Here is a 23,290-nt window from a genome sequence, read left to right as displayed (position 1 = left end):
GGGCGTCAGACCGACGCGAGGAACGACGAGACCGTGTCGAGGGATCCGGGAACCAGACGGTAGTACGCCCATGTCCCCCGCTTCGACCGGCTGAGGAAGCCTGCGTCGACCAGGATCTTCAGGTGGTGGGAGACCGTGGGCTGCGAGAGTCCGAGCGGTTCCGTCAGGTCGCACACGCAGGCCTCGCCGCCGTCGTGCGCCGCGACCATCGAGATCAACCGGAGTCGAGCCGGATCGGCGAGGGCCTTCATCGCTCGCGCGACCGAGTGCGCGTTCTCCTCGCTCATCACTTCTGTCGTGAGCGGCGCGCAGCAGGCCTGCAGGTCGCGCAGCGGGAGGAGCTCGGTGATCGCCATGCATCGATTCTCGTCGATACATTGACAAACGTCAATGTATGCGTCCATCGTGGTTCATCGACAACCATCGATGAAGAAGGGAGGGCCACCATGGGATGCTGCGACACCGACGAGTGCCAGACGCTACCTGACGGCTCCTGCGCGCCGGATTGTTGCTGACAAGCAGGATGCTGCTGACAAGCCGAGGCCGTCGTCGTCGCGGGTGCGACGGCGACGGCCCCGGGTCAGCGTTCGGGCGGGCTCAGGCGACCCCGGTGAGGGCCTTCCCCTTGAGCGTCTCGAACTCGGCGGGGGTGATCGCGCCGCTGTCGAGCAGGCGCTTGGCCGATTCGATCTCGGCGGACGGCGAGCTGGTGCCCGCCACCGTGCGGATGTGCTCCGTCGCGGCCGCCTGCGCCTCCATCGCCCCGGCCGCGCTGCGCTGGGCCATGCGGCCGCCGCGTGCGATCAGGTAGATGAACGCCGCGAGGAACGGCACGATGACGAGGAACAGCACCCACAGTGCTTTCGCCCATCCGTTGAGCTCGGGGTCGCGGAAGACGTCGATGATCACGCGGATGAAGATCGAAATGCAGACGACGACCAGATAGAACCAGAACGTCCAGACGATGAAATCCCAGAAAGTCATAGCAACTCCTTCTCGTTGGGCGGAGCGGCCAGCACTTCGCGTGGCCTGAAGCTACGACGCCGGGATCATCCGCGGCTAGTAGGCAGAATCGCCGTGTTTCAGGCGGCGACCTCGCGCACGAACGTCAGCAACTGGAACGTCCGGCCGTCCGGGAGTTCGACGATGCCCTCGCGCTCGGCCTCGCGGCGGAAGCCGAGCTTTCGGTAGAGCGCGTGGGCGCCGACCATATCGGGTCCGCTGTTCATCACGACCACGCGCTGACCGCGCTGCGCGGCCTGATCGAGCGCGAACTCCGTGAGCGCGATCCCGATCCCCCGCCCGCGGGCCGCCGGGTGCGTGGCGAGCAGCCGGAAGTACAGCTCGTCCGGCCCGATCCGGCCCTCCTGGTCGTGGCCGGGCCGCAGCAGTGCGATGGTGCCGAGCAGCTGTCCGGTCTCCGGGTCCTCAGCGACGAAGAACTCGAAGTCGTCGAGCAGGGCTTCGGGATGCTTCAGCTCATCGCGGTAGTGCGCAGGAAGGTCGGTGTAGTCGTTGGTGTACGCCGCGTGGGTCAGCTCGCCGATCGCCGCGTACTCGTCGGGCCGGGCCGGCCGGATGGGGATGCTCGTCACTCCCCCAGTATCTCCCGGAGCCGTCGCGCGAAGTCCTGGGTTCGCCCAGGCCGAACGGAACGGTCAGCTGCTCGTCGACTCCGACGCGGCGGCCGCGATCCTCCGCAGCTCGGCGAGCACGGTCCGCACGGGGGTCCGTGCGAGCGCGTCGGGCCGGGCGAGCACATCCACGTGACGGACGAGCGTGGCTCCCTCGACCGGTCGAAGCACCATCCCGTCGACCGCCAGCGATGCGGCGGTGATCCGCGGCATCACCGCGATCGCGGCGCCCGTTCTGACGACCGTCGCCGCGAGGAAGAACTCGTTGATCCGGTGGTCGATCGTCGGCGCTTTCCCGCTCAACGCGCCCAGGTGTTCGAGCACCCCGGCGAGCGGGAAGCCCGGGTGCGTGGAGATCCAGCGCTCGTCGCGCAGCTGCTCCGGCCGGATGGCGGGCAGGGCTGCGAGGGGATGCGCAGCGCTCAGGGCGATGTCGAGGGGCTCGACGAAGAGCGGCGTGACCACGATCCGATCCGGGGGCCACTCGGGCTCGTGCGCGAGCCGATGTGCGACCACCAGGTCGTAGTCGGCGGTGAGACCCGCGAACTCGCTTCGCGCCACGTCGGCATCCGCGAGCGAGATGTGCAGTTCGTCGCCCAGCCGGGCGAGGAGGGGGCCGAAGAGAGTCAACCCCGCACTGTGGAAGGCAGAGATGCGGACGGGTTGCCGGTCGTGCTCCAGATAGGACGCGACCGCATCGCGCGCACGGGCGAGCGCCTCCTCCACGCGCGCGCCGGCGACGGCGAGCGCCTCCCCCGCCTCCGTCAGCACGAGCCGGCGCCCGCTCTTGACCGTCAGCGGCACCGGGATGCCCGCCTGCAGCGCGGCGAGCTGCTGCGAGACGGCCGACGCGCTGACGTGCATGGCGGCGGCGACCGCCGCGACGCTGCCCCGGTCGCCGAGTTCGCGCAGCAGGCGGAGGCGAGCAGGATCCATAAGCACCTCCTAAAGTGAAAGCCAAGACACTGGCCGTTGTTCTTCCGGATTGATCACCCTGACACTAGCGGCATGTCCTTCTTCCGTAGCGAACGCGTCGTCGACCTTCTGCTGCTCGGCGTCGCCGCGGTGTGGGGTGCGAGCTTCCTCGCGGCCAAGGACCTGGCTGCCGATACCGGCGTGCCCGCGGCCGTCGCCCTCCGATTCCTCACGGCGGCCGCCGCGACCGGGATCGTCTGCCTGGTTCGGCGGGAGCGGTTCCCGCGTGGTCGGGGTCTCGTCATCGCCGTAAGCCTGGGGCTCTCACAGGCGGCCATCATCGGGCTCGAGACGTGGGGCGTGCACCTGACGTCGGCCACGAACGCCGGCCTGCTGATCAGCCTCGCACTCGTGATGACTCCGCTGCTCGAAGGCCTCGCCTCCCGTTCGTGGCTCCCTCGTTCGTACTTCGTCGCGGCGACCGCGGCCGTTGTCGGCGTGGCGCTGCTCGTGTCCGATGGCGGTCTGCGCCCCCCGACCGTCGGCGATGGCCTTGTGGTCGCGGCGGCGGTCGTCCGCGCGGTGCATGTCACGGCGAGCGCCCACCTCACTCGCGGACGGCGCGACAGCTCCCTCGGGGTGGTGCTCGTGCAGATGCTCGTCTGCGCCGGGCTGTTCTCCCTGCTGGCGGGACCGGATCTGCCTTCCCGGGCCGTCCGGCTGGACGCAGGCGGATGGGCGGATGTCCTGTTCCTCGGCGTGCTCTGCTCGCTGTTCGCGTTCGCGGTCCAGCTGTGGGCGGTCCGGCGCACGTCCGCATCCCGCGCGAGCATCCTGATGGGCACCGAACCGGTGTGGGCGCTGCTGGTCGGCGTTCTGATCGCGGGCGAGACGATCGGGCCGTTCGGGATGTGCGGTGCCGGGCTCATCGTCGCTGCCGGCTACGCCGGCCAGGCCATCGAGCGCCGGCACCGCAGATCAGGTCTCAACGCGCCGCAGGCGCGCTACGGCGTCAGACGGCGACCTTCCACTGCTGCGGCCAGAGGCCGCTGCAGTCGTAGAGGGCGAGGTCCGTCCCTACGGCGAGGTTTCCCGCCGGAAGATCCAGGCATCGGCCCGATTCCGGGTTGAGGAGCGAGCCGTTGGGCTGGACCGACCACTTCTGCCCTCCGCTCCCGTTGCACTCCCACAGCTGGATCGGCGTGCCGTTCGCCGTCGCCGTGCTCGCGCCGCCCACATCCATGCATTTGCCAAGCGACGTGATCGTCTGGTCCGGCGCGACCGTCCACTGCTGACCGGGGACGCCGTTGCACGTCCACGTCTGGATGGCGCGGCCGTTGACCGAGGTGTTGGTGTCGACATCGACGCACAGGGCGTTGCTCGACGGTCCGGTGATCGGGCCCGTCGGATAGCCGGGAAGGGTGAAGACCTGTGTCCACAGACCGTTGCAGTCGTAGAGCTTGAGGTCCGTGCCGTCGGTCGTGACGCCGGCGGGATCATCCAGGCAACGGCCCGATTGGGGGTTCAGCAAGGCGCCGTTCGCCTGGGGTCGCCATTGCTGGGCACCCGAACCGGCGATGCACTCCCAGAGCTGGACCTTCGTCCCATTCGCCGTGCCGTTGGCATCGACGTCGAGGCACTTGCCGAACGACCGGATCGTGCCGTCTGCGCTCACGGACCACACCTGGCCGGTCGCCGTTCCGCAGGTCCAGAGCTGCGCCGCGTTGCCGTTGACCGCGGTGTTCGTGTCCACGTCGAGGCACTTGCCGCCCGGCGCACCGACCGTCCCGGTCGGCCCGGGCAGATCGCCCCTGCCGAACCGCAGTTCGCACTGGTTGCCCTGACCCAGCCACGTCGCAGCGAAGTACACATAGCTGGTCCCGTCTTCGCGGGGGATGGCGGGCGTCGAGTAACCGGGGCAGGACGGGACGCCCGAGGCGTAGCCTCCGGTCGGATTGACGGTCACCGGGGTGGCGGCTTCGGTCCACGCCCCCGAGCCGAGGGCGGTGTTCGTGAAGAGGACCGTCCCCGACTCGGCGAGGACCGTCTTGTTGCCGGCCGGCCCCGAGACGACGCGCTGGCCGGAGAGGAGGAGCGTCCCGTTCGGTCCGCCGCCCGGCGCCCACGAGATGTACGGGGTGTGCAGGAGCTGACGCCCGTCGGCGGTGCTGACGAGGGTGCCGGCCGAGCCTGCCGGACCCCAGTTCAGCCCGTCCGAGCTGAATTTGATGTAGACCTCGCATGCATGGTCCGCATTGGTCGCGTCGCGGCACAACTCGTACGACATCACGAAGCTGCCGTTCGCGAGTGCCGCGAACGTCTGCATGCCGGGGCGGGCGAGGTTGTCGTTGGGGAAGACCACGTCCTGGGTCTGCGTGGAGCTCCAGGTGAGTCCTCCGTTGGTGGACGTGTAGTGGCCGATGAGCTGGTTGTTGGTCGCCGAGTTCGCGGGGCGTTCGTCGGAGATGAAACAGGCCAGCGTGTTGTTGGCCGTGACCAGGAACGCCGGCTCCCAGATGCCGTGGCCCCAGGAGTTCGCAAGGCCGCTCGTGGAGGTGCAGTCCGACAGGTACTGCCAGGTCTGGCCTTTGTCCGTGCTGCGGAAAACCTCGATCTTCTGGGTGGTGTAATTGCCGACCTGCCACGCCGTGCCTGCGGCGAGGACGTCGCCCTGGTTGAGGCCCGGGATCGTCCGGGGCACCTCGTAGAGGGTCGGCGCCTCGATGTCCCAGCCGGAGGTGTGCGATGAGATCGTGGAGATCTGGCTCCAGCTGCCTCCGCCGTCGGTGCTGCGGTAGATCGGCAACGTGCCCGGTGCGCCATGGCCGCCCTTGGCGAACGTCGCCAGCATCGTCTGGTTCGCCGACCCGTCGAAGTCGAGCCTGGTGGCTCGTGGATAGCCGGCCGTGCCGTTGGGATAGGTGGTCAGGTTGGGCGAGTACAGCACCTGACCGGGAACCGCCGCCGAAGCCGCAGGCGGTCGGGCGAAGGCGTCGAACGAGGTCACAGCCAACAGGGCGGCTGCCACGACGATGAACCCCGCGAGGATGGACCGCTTTCCAGCGAGTCGGACCATGGGAACTCCAATCTGCGCGTCAGCCTCTTTGCCAACGTCGCAAATCAGGGTGTCATTAATTTGCCTACGTTGGCAATAGTGGGATCCCTTCGGTCGTCGACCGCCCCGGTGCTCTCTCGAGGGAGGAGCAGATGGGGCGCGACGATCTCCTCGGCGGGAAGACTTGGATCGTCGATCCTGGCGGCGATCCGCGCGATCGCGTGCTCGGCGATGAAGGGGGTGTCGAGGGAGACGGTGCTGAGCGACGGGCGCGCGTAACGCCCCTCCTCGATGTCGTCGATGCCGATGATGGCGATGTCCTCGGGCACCTGGAGCCCCGCATCGAACACCGCCCGGGCCGCACCCATGGCCAGCAGGTCCGAGTAGCAGAAGATCGCGTCCGGCCGAGGGGTCTCGGACAACAGGGACGATGCGGCCGAGTATCCGTCGGCCCTGCTGTAGTGATCCGCGGCGCGGATGAGAGACGGTTCTGGCTGGAGGCCCGCGCGGACGAGCGCCTTCGTATAGCCCTCCGTCCGCTGTTGCGGCGTCGCGTAGTGCTCTTTCGGCTGCGCGCCGATGGCGGCGATGCGCGTCCGGCCGATGGCGATCAGGTGCTCCGTCGCGTCCGCGGCCGCCTGGACGTTGTCGATGGCGACGTGGTCGAAACGACCGTCGAACGTGTGCTCGCCGAGGAGCACCAGCGGCATGCTCCGCGACGCGTTGACCTCTCTCAGCTCCGGCTCGGTGGCCAGCGGCGCGAACAGCATCCCGTCGAAGAGCATGTTGCGGTCCGTGCCGCGGAGGAGGTCCTGTTCGCGCTCGTGGTCGTGGCCGGTCTGGTCGATCATCACCTGGTAGCCGACGTCCGCGGCGGCCCGGATCACATCCCGGGCGAGGGCGCTGAAGTAGGGCACATCGATCTCGGGCACGACGAGAGCCAGCAGGCCCGTCCGTCCCGTCCGGAGCGTGCGGGCGACCGGGTTGGGGCGGTAACCGAGTTCGTCGATGGCCTGCTGCACCCGTGCGCGCATCTTCGCGCTCACGTGCTCGTACCCGCTGACCACGTTGGATACTGTGCGCACGGACACGCGCGCTCGCTCGGCGACATCGCGCAGCGTTGCCGGCATGGGCTCCCTCCCGCCTTCGGAGATTCCTCATCCTAGCGTTTGCAACCGTTGCAAACATCCTGTAGCGTTTTGCATACGTTGGCAAACGGCTCGCAGCCACCTCGATCCTCCCCGCCGACGACCCCGAAACCGCCCGAGTCCCCACTCGGGCGACCGCACAAAGGAGTGTCATGAAGCTCACAACCCCGAAAGGGCGGAAGGCCGCGACAACGCGCGTCATCGCCCTCGGCGCGGCCGGCCTGATCGCCGTCGGCCTGTCCGGATGCGGGCCCGATATCGGCTCGGGCGACTCCACCGCCTCCAGCACCGTGCTCGCCGCCCCGACGGATGAATCCCCCAAGGGAGAGATCACCATCTGGGACCGTTCGGGCGACCTGTTCAAGGTCTTCGATGCCGCGATCGCCGACTTCAACAAGGTCTACCCGGACATCACGGTCCACCACGAAGCCGTCGACATCGACGCCAAATTGCAGAACACCCTCATCACAGGCACCGACGTGCCCGACGGCGTCTTCCTCGACGACGCCAAGGTCGGCGGATACGCGGACTACCTGTGGAACCTCAAGGACGTGCTCGCGCCGTACTCGAAGGACATCGCGAAGCAGAAGATCGACGTCAACACGGTCAAGGGCGGCATCTACGGCGTCCCGTTCGACCTCGACCCCGGCCTGCTCTTCTACAACGAGAAGGCGCTCACCGCCGCCGGGATCGACCCCTCGTCGATCACCACGTACGACGATCTGGTCGCGGCCGCCAAGAAGTACCAGGCCTACAAGCCCGGCTCGAAGCCCATCCACCTGGAGCAGAGCGCCTTCCTAGGCCAACTGCAGCTCGAGATGTACGCGAGCCAGCTCGGGACGAGCCTCGCCGACGCCGACGGCAAACTCCGCCTCGACTCTCCCGAGTACAAGCAGATCCTCGGCTGGCTTGACCAGGTGCAGAAGGAGGGCCTCGGCACCAGAGCGGAGTACCTCAGCCCCAGCGACATCGGAGCGCTCGACTCCGGCGACGAGGTCTTCTATCCCTGGTCGATCTGGTTCGACTTCGCTCCCCAGCAGCAGCTGACCGCCACCAAGGGCGACTGGCGGGCTATGCCCCTGCCGGCCTGGAAGGACGGCGGCGCGCGGAGCGGCGCCATGGGAGGCTCGTCGTTCGTGCTCCCCAAGGAGGGAAAGAACTCTCAGCTCGCCTGGCTGTTCTACAAGTTCCTGATGTACGACAAGGCGGGATACACGGCGGTCTACGGCCCCAACGACGTCTACCCCGGGGGCCTCAACACCTCGATTCCCGCGTACGAGCCGGCGGCGAACCCGGACAAGCCGCTCTTCGCTCCCATCGAGGCCATGGGGAACCAGGACCTGTGGTCGACCGCTATCGAGGCGGGCAAGGAGATCCCCGGAGGCGCCCCACTGCCGACGTGGTGGGCCGGCGCCGTCGACTACCTGGGCAACAACATCCAGAAGATGCTCGACGGAACGCTCAGCCCGGATCAGGTCATCGAGCAGTCATCGAAAGACATCCAGACCAATCTGATCGACCGGCAGTAGCGATGCCGGGCCGACCCGTCCGCCGAACTGAGGAACACCCGTGACCACGACGACTGCAGCACCGGCCGCGCCTCCGCGCGCCCCTCGGGGGAGCCGGGGTTACTCGATCCGCAGAGCGCTCGCGCCCTACCTGTTCGTCCTGCCGTTCGTGGCCATCTTCCTCGCGTTCAGCGTCTACCCGCTCCTGTTCACGCTGCGTCTCAGCTTCACGAACTGGCACGGTTCCGGCGCGGCGGAATGGGTCGGCCTCGGCAACTACGCCTATCTGCTCGGCAGCAGCGCCTTCTGGTCGTCGCTGGCGAACTCCGGCATCCTCTGGCTGCTGATCGTCCCCGTCCAGCTGGTCGTCTGCACCATCGTGGCCGTGCTGCTCGACAACGCGAAGCTCCGCCTCAGGGGTTTCTACCGGGTCGCGTTCATCGTCCCGTTCGTCACTCCGCTCGTCGCCGTCGCCCAGATCTGGATCGTGCTCTTCGACCAGAACTACGGCGCAGTGAACGGGGTGCTGAACCTCGTCGGGCTTCCCGATGTCGGGTGGCTGGTGACGAGCCAGTGGGCGAAGCCGACCCTGGCGCTGCTCTTCCTCTGGAAGACGAGCGGGTTCATCATCATCATCCTGCTGTCCGGCCTGCAGTCGATCGACTCGAACATCTATGAGGCGGCGGGGATCGACGGCGCAAGCAGGATCCGGCAGCTCTGGAGCATCACGGTGCCCCTTCTGCGACGCACGATCATGTTCGCCGTCGTTCTCCAGACGCTGGCCGTGTTCCAGATGTTCGCCGAACCGTTCGTCGTGACGAAGGGCGGGCCCTACGGTTCGACCACGACCGCCGGGCTCTTCCTCTACAACCACATCACCCGGGCCGACCTCGGCACCGGCGCCGCCAACTCGTTCCTGCTCGTCATCGTCGTGATGGCGCTGTCCCTCGGGTTCGTGCGACTCCTCCGTGCGAAGGACTGAACGTGACAACCACCACTGCCCGGACCACTCCAACCCCGACCGCCGGCACTGCGGCCATGCCCCGGCGGATCCGTCGCCGACCTCTCATCGGTTCGAACGTCTTCCTGATCATCCTCACGGTCGCATTCCTCGCACCCGTGGTCTGGGCGATCCTCTCCGCCTTCAAGCCCGCCGGCGACATCATCCGCGATCCGCTCGGTTTCGACCCGGCGCGGTTCACGCTCGAGAACTTCCGTGGGATGTTCCAGGACGTCCCGATCGCATCCGGATTCGTGAACACGGGAATCGTCCTGCTCGTGAAGGGCGCGATCACGCTGTTCTGCGCTCCGCTCGCCGGGTACGCCTTCGCCAAGTACGACTTCCGGGGCAAGAACCTCCTCTTCGGCACCGTGCTGGTGACGCTGATGCTGCCGACCATCGTGCTGATCATCCCGCTGCTCCTCGAGATGAAAGAGCTCGGCTGGGTGAACACATACCAGGCGCTCATCCTGCCCGGGTCCGTCGACGCCTTCGCGATCTTCTGGATGCGTCAGGTCATCTCGGCCGTGCCCGACGAGCTGCTGGACGCCGCCCGCGTCGACGGCTGCGATGAGTTCGGGATCTTCTGGCGCATCGTCATCCCCGTCATCCGCCCCGGCCTCGCCGGCCTCGCCGTCCTCACGATCATGAACATCTACAACGACTTCGTGTGGCCGGTCGTCGTCGCCAGTTCGAGCAGGATGGCGACCCTCCAAGTCGTCCTCTCCACGCTCGCTCAGAACATCTCGGGGAACAAAGTGGGCGCCGACTACGCGACCGTGACCGGTGAACTCCTCGCCGCGAGCTCCGTGGCGCTCATCCCCTTGCTCATCCTGTTCATCGTGCTCCAGAAGCACTTCATCAACGGCATCCTCGCCGGCAGCGTCAAAGGCTGACCGCATGCGCGCCGAACGAACGAAAGGCACTCCCTTCATGTCCATCCCGAAGCCCGAGTACCCGCGGCCAGACTTCGACCGATCCGAGCACTGGGTCTCCCTCAACGGGGAGTGGGACTTCGAGCCGGCGGGTGGCGAACCGACGACGATCGTCGTCCCGTTCGCCTGGGAGACCAGCGCGTCCGGTGTGCGGCGCACGTGGCTGGAGCGCGCGGTCTACCGACGGACGATCGCCGTGCCCGCCGAGTGGGAGGGCCGTCGCGTCGTCCTGAACTTCGGTGCCGTCCATCACGAAGCCCGCATCCTCGTGGACGGCGTGCTCCTCGGAACGCACACCGGCGGCTACACCTCGTTCGAGTTCGACATCACCGATGTCGTCTCCCCCGGGAGGCACGCGGAGCTGACGGTCGAGGTGGATGCGCCGGCCGACAAGCGCGAGATCCCGCACGGCAAGCAGCGCTCCATCCCTCGGGACGATTACGACGGAGTCTCGTTCACGCCGACCTCGGGGATCTGGCAGTCCGTGTGGCTGGAGGCGCGCGGACGGACCTACGTCGAGCCCGCTGCGCTCCGCGGCGACTCGCTGACGGGGTTCTCCGTCTCGGGCTCGGTGGCGGGGGACGCACCGGCCGGCGTCGCGGTCGTCGCCACTGTCGACGGGCGTGAGACCACCCTGCTGACCGACGGGGACGGACGCTTCGAGGGTTGCATCGATGTCGACGAGCCGCGCGTCTGGAGTCCGGGCGACCCGCACCTGTACGCGGTCGAGTTCCGCATCGGCGAAGGCGTCTCCGGAGATCGGGTCGTGGCCACCGCGGGGTTGAGGCGCATCGAGACCCGTGGAGAGGAGCTCTACCTGAACGGTCGCCGCTTCTACATCCGGGGAGTGCTCGACCAGGGCTACTGGCCGGAGTCCGGCCTCACCGCGCCGAACGACGACGCCCTCGTCCGCGACCTCGAGCTCGCCCGCGATCTCGGCTTCACTCTCGTCCGCAAGCACCTCAAGTTCGAGGAGCCGCGCTGGCTCCACCACGCCGACCGGATGGGGATGCTCGTCTGGGCCGAGCCCGCGTGCCCCAGCCGCTACACCCCCGCATCCGCCCAGGCATTCGAGGACCAGCTCCCCGACCTGGTCCGCCGCGACGGCAATCACCCCTCCATCGTCGTGTGGGGGCTCTACAACGAGGAATGGGGCCTCGACTGGGACATCCCCGGAAGTCCGGAACGCGCTGCGGCCGCCGTGCACGCGTACGACACACTGCGTGCTCTCGACGATTCCCGGCCCATCGTCGAGAACTCCGGATGGGCTCACGTCCGCTCCGACCTCGTCGACTGGCACTACTACGACGAGGACCCGGCCACGTGGGCCGCCAACCTCGCGGCCCTCGCGTCAGGCGCGAAGGACTCCTTCGAAGTCCGGCTGGGACCGGACTTCGTCGTCGACAAGTCCTTCTACGGCTCCGCCGACTTCCCGCGCAGCGGCGTCCCCATCCTGAACAGCGAGTTCGGCGCCGGTTTCACGAGCCTCGAGCGCGCGTGGCACGTGCGCTGGCAGACGCAGGAGATCCGTCGACACGACCGTTTCGCCGGATACGTCTACACCGAGCTGACGGACGTGGAGCATGAGATGGCCGGGCTGCTCGACGCCGAGCGTCGCCAGAAGGACTGGGGCGGGCTGAACCCTTCGGACATCAACGCCGAGACGGTGCTGGTTGTCGACCTCGTCCCCCGGCGCGCGGGCGCGGACATCCCGATCCCGGACGGGCCGCTCAGCGTGGATGTGCGCGCTTCTCATCACGGCGAGGCGACGGTCACCGGTACCGTCTTCGCAGCGTGGGCGGCTCCCGGATCGCCCCGGCCTCCTCACGGTTCCGTGACGGCACCTGCGCAGGGGGAGCTGACCGTCTCGCCGTACGTCGTCTCGGAGGCCGTCACCCTTCGAGTGCCGGCACCCGGCGGCGCGGGGAGACTCCACCTGTGGCTGGAAGCCGCCGGTGGGACGGTCGCGCACACCTTCGTCGATGCGGCCACGGTCGAGGAGCCGAACCGACGTGGAGCCCGCGCGGACTGACACGGCACCGCTCCATCCCGCGCTCGACTCCCATTCGACGCTTGCCGCCGCGCGCCGATCGCGTCTACGGTGGGCGGCGGCCCAGCGCGTTCGGGAGGAATCGATGAAGCTGCTGCTCACGTCCGGCGGTGTCACCAACGCCAGCATCCGCGAGGCGCTGGTCGGGATGCTCGGCAAACCGATCGCCGAGAGCAGGGCCCTCTTCATCCCGACCGCGCAGTGGGGGCAGCCCGCGTGCAGCCCGGAGAGCGTGTGGCGGTCGACCGCGGACGCCTGGGATGGCGGCCCGGGTCTCGTCGGCCTCGGCTGGAAATCTGTCGGCGTACTCGAGTTGACGGCGCTGCCAAGCCTCGCGGAAGACCGATGGACGCCGTGGGTGCGCGAGACGGACGTCCTGCTGGTCGACGGCGGCGAGGCCAGGTACCTCTTCGAGTGGATGCAGCGGTCGGGCCTGGCCGCGCTGCTGCCCGAGCTCACCGACACCGTCTGGGTGGGCGTGAGTGCCGGAAGCATGGTGATGACGCCGCGCGTTGGACGCGAGTTCCTCGACTGGCAGCCGGACGGCCCCGACGACACCCTCGGCGTCGTCGACTTCTCGATCTTCCCCCACCTCGACTACCCCGGCTGGACGGAGAACACGACGGAAGCCGCCCGGCGCTGGGCCGAGCGCATCCCGGGCCGCTCTTACGCGATCGACGACCAGACGGCGATCTCCGTCGTCGACGGACATGTCGAGGTGATCAGCGAGGGGCACTGGGAGCGGTTCGACCGCTGATCGCGGTCACCGGGACCCGGACCGCTGCAGTCCACCGGCCCCTAGGCGACGACAGCCTCGCCCCTGGCCTCCTCCCGGCTGCCGGCCTCCAGGTCAACATCGCCGCACACGTGCACGTGCACGCCCAGCTCGGCGAAGAACGCCGCCTTCGCCCGAAGCGCGCGGTCGGCGTCCTCCGCGTCGGGAGCGTACGCCACCTGGGCATGGTTCGCCTTGTGACGGGCCATGAGCTGGTCGCGGCTGACGCCGTGCAGGACGGCGTGCATGATCGGCCACTGCGGGTCCGTCGCCTCCAGGCGGCGGCGGGTCTCCTCCTCCGGGAGGGCGACGACGTGGCCGCGCCCGATGTCGAGGTGCAGTTCGCCGTCCATGATGAAGACGCGGGACCAGACGATCTCGCCGGGCTTCGACACTCCGCTGAGCGTCCCTCCGCCCAGCGGGAAGAACATCGGGGGCTGACGCATGCTGTAGCTCTTGTCGTAGCCGCCGTTGTGCGAGGCGGGCACGGAGCCCGAGATCTCGAACACCCAGACGAACTCGCCGTCGTACTCCTCACCCCACCGGATGTCGTGCAAGGTCGTGGCCGGATCGAACCCCATCGCCGACCAGATGCGGTTAGTGACGAGCGCGTCGACGGCGACCCCCTCGTCCACCTCGTTGAAATGCGGCAGCGGCGCACCCGGGTACAGCTCGCGGGAGCCATCGCGGCTGAGCACCGGCGGCCGCTCCACGTTGTTGAGTAGACCCTCGGCGAGGTCGCTGGCCGGCACCGTGTCCTTCAGGCCCTGCTGGTACTGGATGCCGACCGCGTCGAGTCCGAAGTCGTCGCTGATCCGCAGAGCGGCGATGTACATCGCGAACTGGCTGAGCACCTGCGCCTCGGTGAGCTCCGTGGCCTCGTCGTCGCCGAAATGGAACGTGAACCCGCGGTCGTCGAGCCAGCCGCGGACGGCGAGCGCCTCTTCTTTCGTCACGCGGTTCATCTCGGCCACCAGGGCACTCTGCGAGAGGCGCTCCTTGTAGATCCCGAGCGGGTTGAGCAGCTCGTCGTCGATGATGGCGTTGTACATGCCCATGCAGCCCTCGTCGAAGACGCCGATGATCGCCTTCTCGTCCGCCAGCTGACGTGCCAGGGCGGTGCCGAGCGCGACCTCGGCGTCCTCCGGATCGAGCGCGGGGAGGTCTCTGACGTGCGACTGGTCGTGCTCCACGTGCCCGGTCTCCAGCCAGGTGCGCAGCCCGTCGCGGGCCCACGTGTCGGAGAAGTCCGGACTCCACAGGGCCGAGTACTCGACACCGGCCTTCGTCATGCTGCCGGTGAGGTTGAGCAGACCGACCAGGCCCGGGAACTCGCCCGACCAGTTCGCCACGACGAGGATCGGACCGCGGTGGGTGCGCAGGCCGGCGAGGACGTGATGGCTGTACTGCCACACCGCGTCGACGACGACGAGCGGGGCCGTCGGAGGGATGTGCTTGAAGACCTCGATGCCTGCCCGCTGGCTGTCGATGAAGCCGTGTCCCTTCTCCGGGTCGAAGGCGTGCCCGCGCTGGACCGACCAGCCGAGCGCCTCCACGGCGGCGGCGAAGTCGCGTTCCAGCTGCTCCTGCGTCGGCCAGCACTTGAGGTTGGCGCTGGGCCGCAGGTCGCCGCTGGCGACGGTGTAGACCGTGCGCGGGCGCGCCTCCGGACGGGCGAGCGGCTGCGGCAGCGAGTAGGTGCTCATGGGCGTGTTCCTCCGATGGGTGATGGTGGTCGGACGGCCGCGGCGAGCTCGAAGGCGTCGCCTGGCCGCAGGTGGATGTCCCGGGCGGTCAGCACGGTGCCCGAGGGATGTTCGAAGCGCAGTTCGTCGAGGTCGAGGAGTCCGCCGTGGGCGATCAGTCGGAGCGTCCCGTCGTCGTATGTCGCCTCCCCCCAGCCGCTGCCGGTCGTCACGATGGTGCGCAGGCGCCCGTCGCGGAAGGCCGCCGCATGAGGACGCAGGGTGAGCGACCGCTCGACGCCGTCGGCCCGGACGCCCGTCAGAGCGAGCAGAACCCCCCAGCTGGCCAGCGAGCGGGCGTAGTGGTTGCCGCACTCCACCTCGTTCCACGGGTTGCGGCGGACGCCGTCGTGGCGCGCCCGGACGGCGCGGACCAGCTCCAGTCCCTCGTCGACCAGGCCCTCGAAGACGAGGTGCGAGGCGACCTGGTACTCGATGCCGGTCCAGACCTCGTCGGAGTAGACGAAGGGGATGCGCGGGCGGCCGCCGCGCGGCCAGGAGCAGAGGACGAGTCCCGCCTCGTCGTCCAGGGCATACGTCCGTTGCACACTGCGGTGGACGCTCAGGTCGCGGCGGAAGTTGTGCCGGTGCACGGCCTCGATCGCGCTCCGCACATGGGCGGCGGGCAGGATGTGGCCGAGCCCGGCGAGGTGCGCAAGGCTCTGACCGAACAGCTGGTCGCTCAGGCAGCCCGTCCCGTACTGGTAGCGCCGCTCGTCGACGTCGTCGAGGCGTTGCTCGTAGTATTCGCCGTTGAACAGCAGCGCGTCCATCCGCTCGGCCCCGCGGGCGGCCGCCTCCCGGTAGAGTCTCGCCGTGTCCCGGTCGCCGAGGTGGTCGGCCATCGCGGCGGCCGCGATGAGCGCGGCGAAGAACATCGAGTTGGCGAGCGAGTTGGGCCCGTAGAACTCGATGTCGTACGTGTTGTGCTGCCGGCTGTCCAGCACGCCGTCGCCGTCGGCGTCCCACTCTGTGAACGCGAACTCGACAGCGCGCCGCGCCGCCGGCCACAGCTCGGAGAGGAAGTCGTCGTCACCGCTGAGGCGCCACTCCCGGTAGAGCCGGACCACGGCACCGAGCTGACCGTCGACCGCCGGGTGGAAGTCCCACGGCTCGTTGCCGAACACGCTGTTGGCGCGGAAGTTCATCCGCCCGTCGTCTCGGGTCTCGTGGAGGAACTCCGTCCGGCGCGCGCTGCGCTCCAGTTCCGGGAAGAGTTGGGCGAGAGTCTGCGCGTAGTTCCAGACATGGGTGCACGTTCCCTCGCAGCTTCCCGAGTGATCGAAGCTGCCCTCCCAGGCGGCGAAGACGCCGCCCTCCAACCGGAAGCAGGTGGTGCTGCGCGCGGCGACCAGCGTCGAGGTGACCGCGTCGACCACCTCCGGGGGCAGCGTGCCGTCGAAGAGCACGTCGTGGAACGCCCGCGTCGCACGCTCGAGGTCGTCGAGGTCGTCGGCCAGGTGCCTGGCCGCGTGCCAGGCGTCCTCGAAGCGGGTCGCATAGTGGTTGCGGACGGTCGTGTCGGCGTTCCCGTCGTCCAGGTGGATGTTGCCCTGCCATGCCCGACGGCGGTTCGGGAAGTGCCAGGCCAACTGGAACTCGAAGTCGCGGGTCTCGCCGGGCGCGAGGGTGTGGACGATCCCCAGGGAGCCGACACGCAGCCGGGTGAACCAGTCGGGGTACGGCGGTTCGTCGAGGCTGAACACCGTCTCCGGCTCCAGCAGCCCGTCCCCGCTGAGATCGTCCCAGAACACCTGCACGCCGTCCTGCCAGAAACCGGACAGCCACTGCGGCTTGGCCGTGACCGATGTGTCGGTCGTGGTCAGCGCGAGCGTCCCGGCGAGCGGGTCGTCCGCCGGGAGCTCGCTCCCGTACCGGAGGCCGCGGATCGTGCCGTCGTCGCCGTAGGCGATCGAGCATTCCGCCGCGTACTCGGGGAAGTGGAAGACGTTCCAGCCGGTGATGCCGACCGGGTTGGCCAGCGATCCGACGATCGTGACGTCGACCGGCCGGTCGCCGGGGTTGGAGACGGTGTACCGGAGGACGGCAGCCGGGATCCCGGATGCGTCGGCGTCCAGCGGGACGAGCGGGGTGAAGGCGGTGAGTCGGACATCCACGGGCAGCTCGTCGTCGTCGAAGTCGACGCGGGCGATCGGGTACTCGCCCCGCATGCGACTGGCCGCGAGTCGCGGGAGCCCCGCGAGGCGCCCCGCGTCGTATCCCTGGTCGCCCTCGTGCGGGCCGGGGGGCCGCGCCTCCAGGATGCGGGTCATCCGGTCGCTGCCCGTGGCGGCGTGGATGGCGAAGAAGGTGAACGGGAGCACGACCCCTTTGTCGGGGTGGTTGGCGAGCTCCCAGTCGCGCAGTTCGCCGCGCGCCCCGAGGGAGACGTTGCCGGTGCCGATGCCGCCGAGCGGGAACGCCGCGACGCGCGCGTCCGCTCCCAGCTCGCGCCACGCGCCGGTCGGCTCCGTGTTCGTCGTCATCGACGCTCCTACTCCCTCACTGAGGCGTGAAATCGGTTTCAAGTATGTCGCGTATGCGGACAGGATGCAAGCGGATAGAGCCCGGAAGTGAAGCGGCTGGGCGTGTGAAATCGATTCAGGCGAACGCGGGCGTGCTCGCCCGACGCTGCACCGCCGCGAGCGCATGCGCCGTATCCGCGGTCCGGACGTACATGCCGCGGTAGAGGGCGTACAGGTCGTCGTAGAGCGCACCGGTGCGCGGATCCGGCACACGGGTCTCCACGATGGGGTTCCACTGCGCGATGTCCGCCGGGCCGACGGCGGCGGCGGCCAGGAAGGCAGCGCCGAGGCTCGCGCCGACCACCAGCGACGGGATGGACTGGCGCCGCCCGGTCACATCACTCACGATCTGCGTCCAGAGCGTGCCCTGGGCTCCGCCGCCGACAGCGACGATGCGGTCGATCCGGCCGCCGGCCGCCTCCATCACCTCGATGTTGTGCCTCACCCCGAAGGCGGTCGCCTCGAGGGCGGCGCGATAGAGGTCGCCGCGCGTATGACTGAGGGTGAGCCCTGCGATGACGCCGCGCGCGTCCGGGTCCGCGATCGGCGTCCGCTCGCCGGCGAAGTAGGGCAGCATGAGCAGGCCGTTCGAACCGGCCGGAGACCGCTCCGCCAGGCCGATGAGCTCGGCGTAGCCGGCCGAGCCGAACAAGTCCCTCATCCAGCCGGTGATCGCTCCGGAGGTCGCCATCCCTCCCGCCAGGTTGTGCGTGCCGGGGAGGGCGCCGACGGTCCCCCACAACGCGGGAGACGTCACGGGCGCCGGCACCGTGTTCACCAGGAACATGGTCGTCCCGTACATCAGCATCAGGTCGCCGTCGTTCTGTGCCCCCACACTGAGCGCCTCGGACCAGGCGTCGATCGTCCCGGCGATGACCGGGACGCCGGCGGGCAGGCCGGTCTCCCGGGCGGCGGCAGGCGTCACGGCTCCGGCGACCTCCCCCGGCCACAGCAGCGGGGGCAGTTCGACCCACGGAGCGACCAGACCGGCCCAGTCTTGCAGCCAATCCTGCGCGGCCGCGTCGTGCATCGGCGCGCACTGGCTGGCCGAGTGGTGGTCGAGGTAGTAGGCGCCGGTGAGGCGGAAGCCGAGCCAGGAGCTGGGCATGAAGAGGCGGCGGCTCCCGGAGGCGATGGCGGGTTCGTTCTCCGCGAGCCAGGCGAGCTTCGGCCCGACGGCCTGGGTGGAGAGTGCGGAGCCGCAGCGCTGCCGGATGTGATCGGCGCCCCCGAGCTCGTCGGTGAGCCGCCCGATCTGCTCGGTGGCCCGCGTGTCGACACCGTAGAGGATGGCGGGGCGCAGCGGCACGCCCTCGGCGTCGGTGACGAGCACGCACGGCCCCATGCCGCTTACGCCCACCGCGCCCACCGCGACGTCCGCCGCGGCCCGAGACGCGAGGAGTTCGCGGACGATGGCGACGAACTCGTCCCACCAGATCCGCGCGTCCATCTCGACGAAGCCGGGAGCCGGCCGCTCGACCGCGTGCTCGCGGGTGGCCGTCGCAAGGACGGCTCCGGTCGCGGAGACCAGGACCCCCTTGCTGCTGGAGGTTCCGATGTCGACGCCGACGGTGGCGGCTCTGCTCATGCGGACAGCGTTGCAGAAATCGATTTCACCGTCAAGGGACGGCGCTGCGGCGCGACGGCGCCGCCGTCCGACGGCGCCGCCGTCCGACGGCGTCAGCTGCCGGTGCCCACCTCGTTGCGCAGCACGATGGTGCGCGACGGCTGGTCGTCGCCGTTGATGCGATCGAGCAGCAGCTTCGCCGCCGTGACGCCGAGGTGGCGCGCGGGCAGGTGGACGACCGTGATCTCCTTCGGAGCGAACCCGGCGTACGGCAGATCGCCGAACACGGCCATCCCGAACGCCGGCGGCACCATCCCGCGCTCGGCGAGGAGCTGCAGGGCGCCGACGCTCATGAGGTTGTTGGTGACGAACACGGCGTCCGGCGGTTCGGGTAGCTCCAGCAGCTCCCGCATGGCGTCGAAGCCGCCGCCGACGCGGTAGTTGGAGTACCGCAGGTACGTCTCGGCGTCCGCCATCCCCTCGGCGGTCACCACCTCTCGCCAGCCGTCCGCGCGTTCCTGGGCGGTCTCGACATCGCTCGGCCCGGTGATGCATGCGATTCGCCGGAAGCCCTGCTGCACCAGCCGGGTCGTCGCCGCGTGACCGCCCGCGCGGTTGTCCACCATCACGGCGTCGATGTCGAAGCCGTGCGGTCCGCGGTCGACGGCGACGACCGGACGACGGCGGTCTAGCAGCTTGCCGAGGTCGCTGTGGTCGCCCGCCGCGGCGATGATGACGCCGGCCATGTTGTCGCTGATCGCGATGTCGAGGTACTTCGTCTCCTTCTCCGGGTCTTCGTCGGTGTTGCAGAGCACCACCGAGTAGCCGGCCTCCTGGGCGACATCCTCGACGCCGCGGGCGAGGGACGTGAAGAACGGGTTCTCGATGTCCGGGATGACGAGCGCGATCACCTCGGAGTGCTGTCGGCGCAGGGTGCGCGCCGTGCGGCTCGGCGTGAACGACAGCTCGGCCGCCGCTTCACGGACGAGCTTCGACTTCTCCGGGGAGACGTTGAGCCCGTTGAAAACCCGTGAAACCGTCGCGGGAGACACGCCCGCCAGGGCCGCCACTTCGTAGATCGTCGGCATCGGCTCTCCGTGTCCTCGTGCGGCGAAGTCGCCGGTTTCCGTACTGTAGCGCGCGCCACGCTCGTGTTGACACTCCCGCTTCCCCGACTCTACAGTGATGAAATCGATTGCACCACATTGCGTTACACAGATCCGCACAACGACGTACAGGAGACCCCGTGACCAACGCCGACCTCAGCTCGATCTCGCGCCTGCGAGCGGTGGAGACCCGCTCGATCAGTCCCGAGAACTTCGACGGCTCCCGCGGGGGCGGCGGGCGTGCGACGGAGGGAACGGGTGCCGCAAGCGCGCGCGATCTCGGCCCCGGCTGGAAGATCTCGCCCAGCGTCGACATCGCGGCCGGTGAGACCTTCGAGCTCGCCTCGATCGCCGGGGCGGGCAAGATCACGCACATCTGGATCACGACGCACGAGGACAACTGGCGGACGCTGCTCTTCCGCGCCTACTGGGACGGCGCGGAGGAGCCCGCGATCGAGGTGCCGTATGGCGACTTCTTCTGCAACGGCTGGGGGGAGTTCGCCCAGGTGAGTTCGCAGGCCATCGCCGCGAATCCGAACGGCGGTTTCAACTCCTACTGGCCGATGCCCTTCCAGGACCGCGCCCGGCTGACCATCGAGAACGTGTCCACCGTCCCGGTGCGGGTGTACTACCAGATCACCTACGAGCTCGGCGGCGACTACGGCTCGGACGGCTACCTCCACGCGCAGTGGCGCCGCAGCAACCCGCTCGAGGACCTCACTCCGCACACCATCGTGGAGGGCGTCGAGGGATCCGGACACTACGTCGGCACGTACATCGCCTGGGGCGTCAACAGCAACGGCTGGTGGGGCGAAGGCGAGATCAAGTTCTACCTCGACGACGACGACCAGTACCCCACCATCTGCGGGACCGGCACCGAGGACTACTTCGGGGGCGCCTGGAACTTCGACATCCCCGGCCAGGGCTACACCGAGTTCACGACCCCGTACCTCGGGATGCCGCAGGTGCTGCGGCCGGACGGCCTCTACCGCAGCCAGCAGCGGTTCGGGATGTATCGCTGGCATCTGCTGGACCCCATCCACTTCGCCGAGCGGCTGCGCGTCGACATCCAGGCCCTCGGCTGGCGGGCCGGCTGGCGCTATCTGCCGCTGCGCGACGACATCGCGTCCACCGCGCTCTTCTACCTCGACCGCCCGACCGCCCGGCGCCCCCGGACGCCCAGCGCCGACGACCTGGAGGTCCACTTGGGCCGGGAGGCCGTCCCGGACCTCGGCGCCCTCCCGCCGCGCGACCCCAGCTGAACCGGCGAACGACGAACGGCCCCTCCCACCTCCGGGAGGGGCCGTTCGTCATGAGTCACAGCTGCAGGGGAACCGCGAGACCTTTGCGCAGGACCAGGTTGCCGAAGGCGCGGAGCTCACCGGTCCGGATGACGGCGAACGCCTCCCCGGCAGCGGCATACAGGTCGTCGCGTTCCAGCAGGCGAAGCGTGCCGGGGGCGAGCCCCGTCGCCGACTCGATGTCGTCGTGCAGCCCGAGCCGGCCGCCCGGAGCCGCGTCAGGTCCGTCGTCGGCCATGCCCTCCGCTGGGCGCGCGGCGTCCAGCGGCAGGACTGTGCAGATCGCCCGGGCGAGGGCGGGCATGTCCGATTCGGCGGCCGTGAGCACCCGGCGCCCGAGTCGCTCGGCCGGGAAGTGCGCGTCGGACACGACGATCGCGTCGCCGTGGCCCATCGCGTCGAGCACGGCCAGCAGCTCCCCCGTCAGCGACGGGTGGATGCCGTTCAGCATCTGGTCCCCTAACTCGCCGTGAGCGAGAAGTCGTCCAACTGGATCCAGATGTCGCCGTGATCCGTCCAGACGCCGCCGTACACGACCACCGCCGTCCTGCTGCCACTCGAGAAGTCGACCGTGAACCGCGTCCACGCACCCACCGACGTGAAATGCGCTTCCGAGATCACCGCTCCGGCGGTGTCGCGCACGCCGAAGAATCCGTTGTCGCTGTTCGAGGACGTCCGCACCCATCCGGTCAGGCGGTAGCCGGTGCCCGCCGTCACGGCCACGGTCTGGTGCACATCCTGCCAGTCGGCGTTGTACCGCGCGAAAGCGTTGTTGTCGCCGGAGTAGCCCCAGTGACCGGTGTCGACTCCGCAGTTGCCGCTGCAGGCCCAGGTGTCGCCCGTTCCGGTCGACGACAGCGCCGACCGCTCGAAGCTCGGGTCGCCGACGAGGTTCGGCTTCACGATCTGGCCAGTGGTGCTCAGCTGCACGCGCATCAGATACACGTTGTATGGGTCCCACTGCGACATGGTGAAGTACAGGGTGCCGTTGCTGCTCCACGGATGGATGAAGCCGCCGTAGAGGCCGGGATAGTCGGCCGAGCTGACCACGATCTGCGGAGAGCTCCACGGACCGGTGACGCTCGAGGCGCTCCGGAGGATGATGTCCTCCCCCTGCAGATACATCATCAGCCATTTGCCGGTGTAGGTGTCGTAGCGGACGGAGAGCTCGGAGACGGGGGCGCTCACGATCGCCGCCGCGGAGCCCTCCGATGCGACCCACGACGAGCCGTTCCAGTACTGGTAGGCCGACTGCGACAGCACGGAAGCCTCCGGCACCCGGGCCACGTAGGCGCTGCCGCCCCGGCCGCTCGGCGTGCCGAAGACGTAGAGGTACCCGCCGTTCCGGGCGAACGCCTGCTGCTGGAACCGGTCGGTGAGCGACGGATTGCTCCACGTGGGCGTCCCGGTCGTGCTCCACGTGGTGCCGTTGTCGTCGGAGTACGCGAGCTGGGCGTAGTTGGTGTCCCACTGCCCGGGGGCGCCCCAGTGCTTCACCGACATGAACGAGAGGTACTGCCGGGACCCTACCGAGATGCCGGCGGTCGGGATCTTCGTCACCTCGCCCGCGGCCTCGTTGTGGATGCCGGGGAGGATCTCACGGGCGCGGCCATCGCTCGCGGTGACCGCCGAGGAGTAGTCCATGCCGTCCGAGAGCGTCGTATCGGTGGATCGCAGGAGGACGTTGCTGCGCCAGTTCGCATCGCCCGCACCGAGCGCTCCGCCGCCCGGGCCGACCCAGGCGTCGCCGAACGTGTCGCCGAACGCCGACAGCACCTGGCCGGAACCGTTGTCCCACATGATCCCCAGGTCGGTCGCCTTGACGTTCCAGCGCCCGTACGTGTCGTTGGGCGAGTCCGGGCCGGTCAGCTTCTCCACCACACTGGCCGGCGTGTGGGCGGTGGTGGCGGCGGCGGGAGCCCCTCCGGCGGTCGCGACCGCCGCGATGGCGACCAGCGCGACGGCGGTGCCGCCGAGCGCTCGCCGTCGGAATCCGAGTTCGTGCGTCATTGCCTTCCTCTCTTCC

At 69.0% G+C, this 23,290-nt stretch carries 19 protein-coding genes; 7 read left to right on the top strand and 12 right to left on the bottom strand.

The genetic code is table 11. The features are described from left to right. Positions 1–5: 5 nt before the first annotated feature. From BLR91_RS02880 to BLR91_RS02865, 4 genes are all read right to left on the bottom strand, one after another. Positions 6–356: an ArsR/SmtB family transcription factor gene (locus BLR91_RS02880; protein WP_020076872.1), complete on the bottom strand. Its 351-nt coding sequence runs from the start codon at positions 354–356 to the stop codon at positions 6–8. A gap of 241 nt (positions 357–597) precedes the next feature. After that, entirely contained in the window at positions 598–984 is a 387-nt protein-coding gene (locus tag BLR91_RS02875) for an SHOCT domain-containing protein (RefSeq protein WP_018192059.1), read from the bottom strand. A 98-nt stretch (positions 985–1,082) separates the two neighbouring features. Continuing rightward, positions 1,083–1,595, bottom strand: a complete 513-nt coding sequence (locus BLR91_RS02870; protein ID WP_089877209.1) for a GNAT family N-acetyltransferase — start codon at positions 1,593–1,595, stop codon at positions 1,083–1,085. A 63-nt stretch (positions 1,596–1,658) separates the two neighbouring features. Beyond that, the gene (locus tag BLR91_RS02865) at positions 1,659–2,570 is read right to left on the bottom strand and encodes a LysR family transcriptional regulator (protein WP_089877211.1); all 912 of its coding nucleotides are present in this window, start codon (positions 2,568–2,570) and stop codon (positions 1,659–1,661) included. Between the two features lie 72 nt (positions 2,571–2,642). Here BLR91_RS02865 and BLR91_RS02860 point away from each other — a divergent pair, with 72 nt between their 5' ends. After that, positions 2,643–3,680 (top strand): DMT family transporter, encoded by a 1,038-nt coding sequence (locus BLR91_RS02860; RefSeq protein WP_157694674.1) that lies wholly within the window; start codon positions 2,643–2,645, stop codon positions 3,678–3,680. Here the strand turns inward: BLR91_RS02860 and BLR91_RS02855 are convergent. Then, positions 3,562–5,625, bottom strand: a complete 2,064-nt coding sequence (locus BLR91_RS02855; RefSeq protein ID WP_089877214.1) for a ricin-type beta-trefoil lectin domain protein — start codon at positions 5,623–5,625, stop codon at positions 3,562–3,564. The two genes, BLR91_RS02860 and BLR91_RS02855, sit on opposite strands and share 119 nt — an antisense overlap. Positions 5,626–5,669: 44 nt before the next feature. Next, positions 5,670–6,734 (bottom strand): LacI family DNA-binding transcriptional regulator, encoded by a 1,065-nt coding sequence (locus BLR91_RS02850; RefSeq protein ID WP_089877216.1) that lies wholly within the window; start codon positions 6,732–6,734, stop codon positions 5,670–5,672. A gap of 170 nt (positions 6,735–6,904) precedes the next feature. Between BLR91_RS02850 and BLR91_RS02845 the strand changes: the two genes are divergently transcribed. The 5 genes from BLR91_RS02845 (at position 6,905) to BLR91_RS02825 (ending at position 13,002) form a co-directional block, all read left to right on the top strand. After that, positions 6,905–8,281, top strand: coding sequence for an ABC transporter substrate-binding protein (locus tag BLR91_RS02845; protein ID WP_089877219.1), 1,377 nt, complete (start codon positions 6,905–6,907; stop codon positions 8,279–8,281). A 40-nt stretch (positions 8,282–8,321) separates the two neighbouring features. Beyond that, a complete protein-coding gene (locus BLR91_RS02840) occupies positions 8,322–9,242 on the top strand; it encodes a carbohydrate ABC transporter permease (RefSeq protein WP_089877221.1) in 921 nt (306 codons plus the stop codon). Positions 9,243–9,244: 2 nt separating this feature from the next. After that, positions 9,245–10,156, top strand: a complete 912-nt coding sequence (locus BLR91_RS02835) for a carbohydrate ABC transporter permease (RefSeq protein ID WP_231918804.1) — start codon at positions 9,245–9,247, stop codon at positions 10,154–10,156. A 4-nt stretch (positions 10,157–10,160) separates the two neighbouring features. After that, complete coding sequence (locus BLR91_RS02830; RefSeq protein ID WP_197674309.1) at positions 10,161–12,227, top strand: glycoside hydrolase family 2 protein; 2,067 nt, start codon at positions 10,161–10,163, stop codon at positions 12,225–12,227. 103 nt (positions 12,228–12,330) lie between these two features. Next, positions 12,331–13,002, top strand: coding sequence for a Type 1 glutamine amidotransferase-like domain-containing protein (locus BLR91_RS02825; protein WP_089877227.1), 672 nt, complete (start codon positions 12,331–12,333; stop codon positions 13,000–13,002). A 41-nt stretch (positions 13,003–13,043) separates the two neighbouring features. On the opposite strand, the gene BLR91_RS02820 is transcribed toward BLR91_RS02825, so the two are convergent. The 4 genes from BLR91_RS02820 to BLR91_RS02805 form a co-directional block, all read right to left on the bottom strand. After that, complete coding sequence (locus BLR91_RS02820; protein WP_089877228.1) at positions 13,044–14,726, bottom strand: fucose isomerase; 1,683 nt, start codon at positions 14,724–14,726, stop codon at positions 13,044–13,046. Further along, positions 14,723–17,251 carry a GH116 family glycosyl-hydrolase gene (locus BLR91_RS02815; RefSeq protein ID WP_089877230.1) on the bottom strand — a complete coding sequence of 843 codons (2,529 nt, stop codon included), beginning with the start codon at positions 17,249–17,251 and terminating at the stop codon, positions 14,723–14,725. The genes BLR91_RS02820 and BLR91_RS02815 overlap by 4 nt, the downstream gene beginning before the upstream one ends. A gap of 115 nt (positions 17,252–17,366) precedes the next feature. Next, positions 17,367–18,878: an FGGY-family carbohydrate kinase gene (locus BLR91_RS02810; RefSeq protein WP_089877233.1), complete on the bottom strand. Its 1,512-nt coding sequence runs from the start codon at positions 18,876–18,878 to the stop codon at positions 17,367–17,369. A gap of 92 nt (positions 18,879–18,970) precedes the next feature. After that, positions 18,971–19,945 (bottom strand): LacI family DNA-binding transcriptional regulator, encoded by a 975-nt coding sequence (locus tag BLR91_RS02805; protein WP_089877235.1) that lies wholly within the window; start codon positions 19,943–19,945, stop codon positions 18,971–18,973. A gap of 158 nt (positions 19,946–20,103) precedes the next feature. Between BLR91_RS02805 and BLR91_RS02800 the strand changes: the two genes are divergently transcribed. Then, entirely contained in the window at positions 20,104–21,225 is a 1,122-nt protein-coding gene (locus BLR91_RS02800) for a glycoside hydrolase family 172 protein (protein ID WP_089877237.1), read from the top strand. A gap of 55 nt (positions 21,226–21,280) precedes the next feature. Here the strand turns inward: BLR91_RS02800 and BLR91_RS02795 are convergent, their stop codons facing one another. Next, a complete protein-coding gene (locus tag BLR91_RS02795) occupies positions 21,281–21,715 on the bottom strand; it encodes an RbsD/FucU family protein (RefSeq protein ID WP_089877239.1) in 435 nt (144 codons plus the stop codon). 8 nt (positions 21,716–21,723) lie between these two features. Beyond that, the gene (locus tag BLR91_RS02790; RefSeq protein WP_089877242.1) at positions 21,724–23,274 is read right to left on the bottom strand and encodes a DUF4185 domain-containing protein; all 1,551 of its coding nucleotides are present in this window, start codon (positions 23,272–23,274) and stop codon (positions 21,724–21,726) included. Positions 23,275–23,290: the final 16 nt, after the last annotated feature.

Origin of the sequence: Leifsonia sp. 466MF (assembly GCF_900100265.1) — a bacterium.
GTDB lineage: Bacteria > Actinomycetota > Actinomycetes > Actinomycetales > Microbacteriaceae > Leifsonia.
The sequence above is the reverse complement of the archived record's forward strand: the minus strand, read 5'-3'. Positions and strand labels throughout refer to the sequence as shown.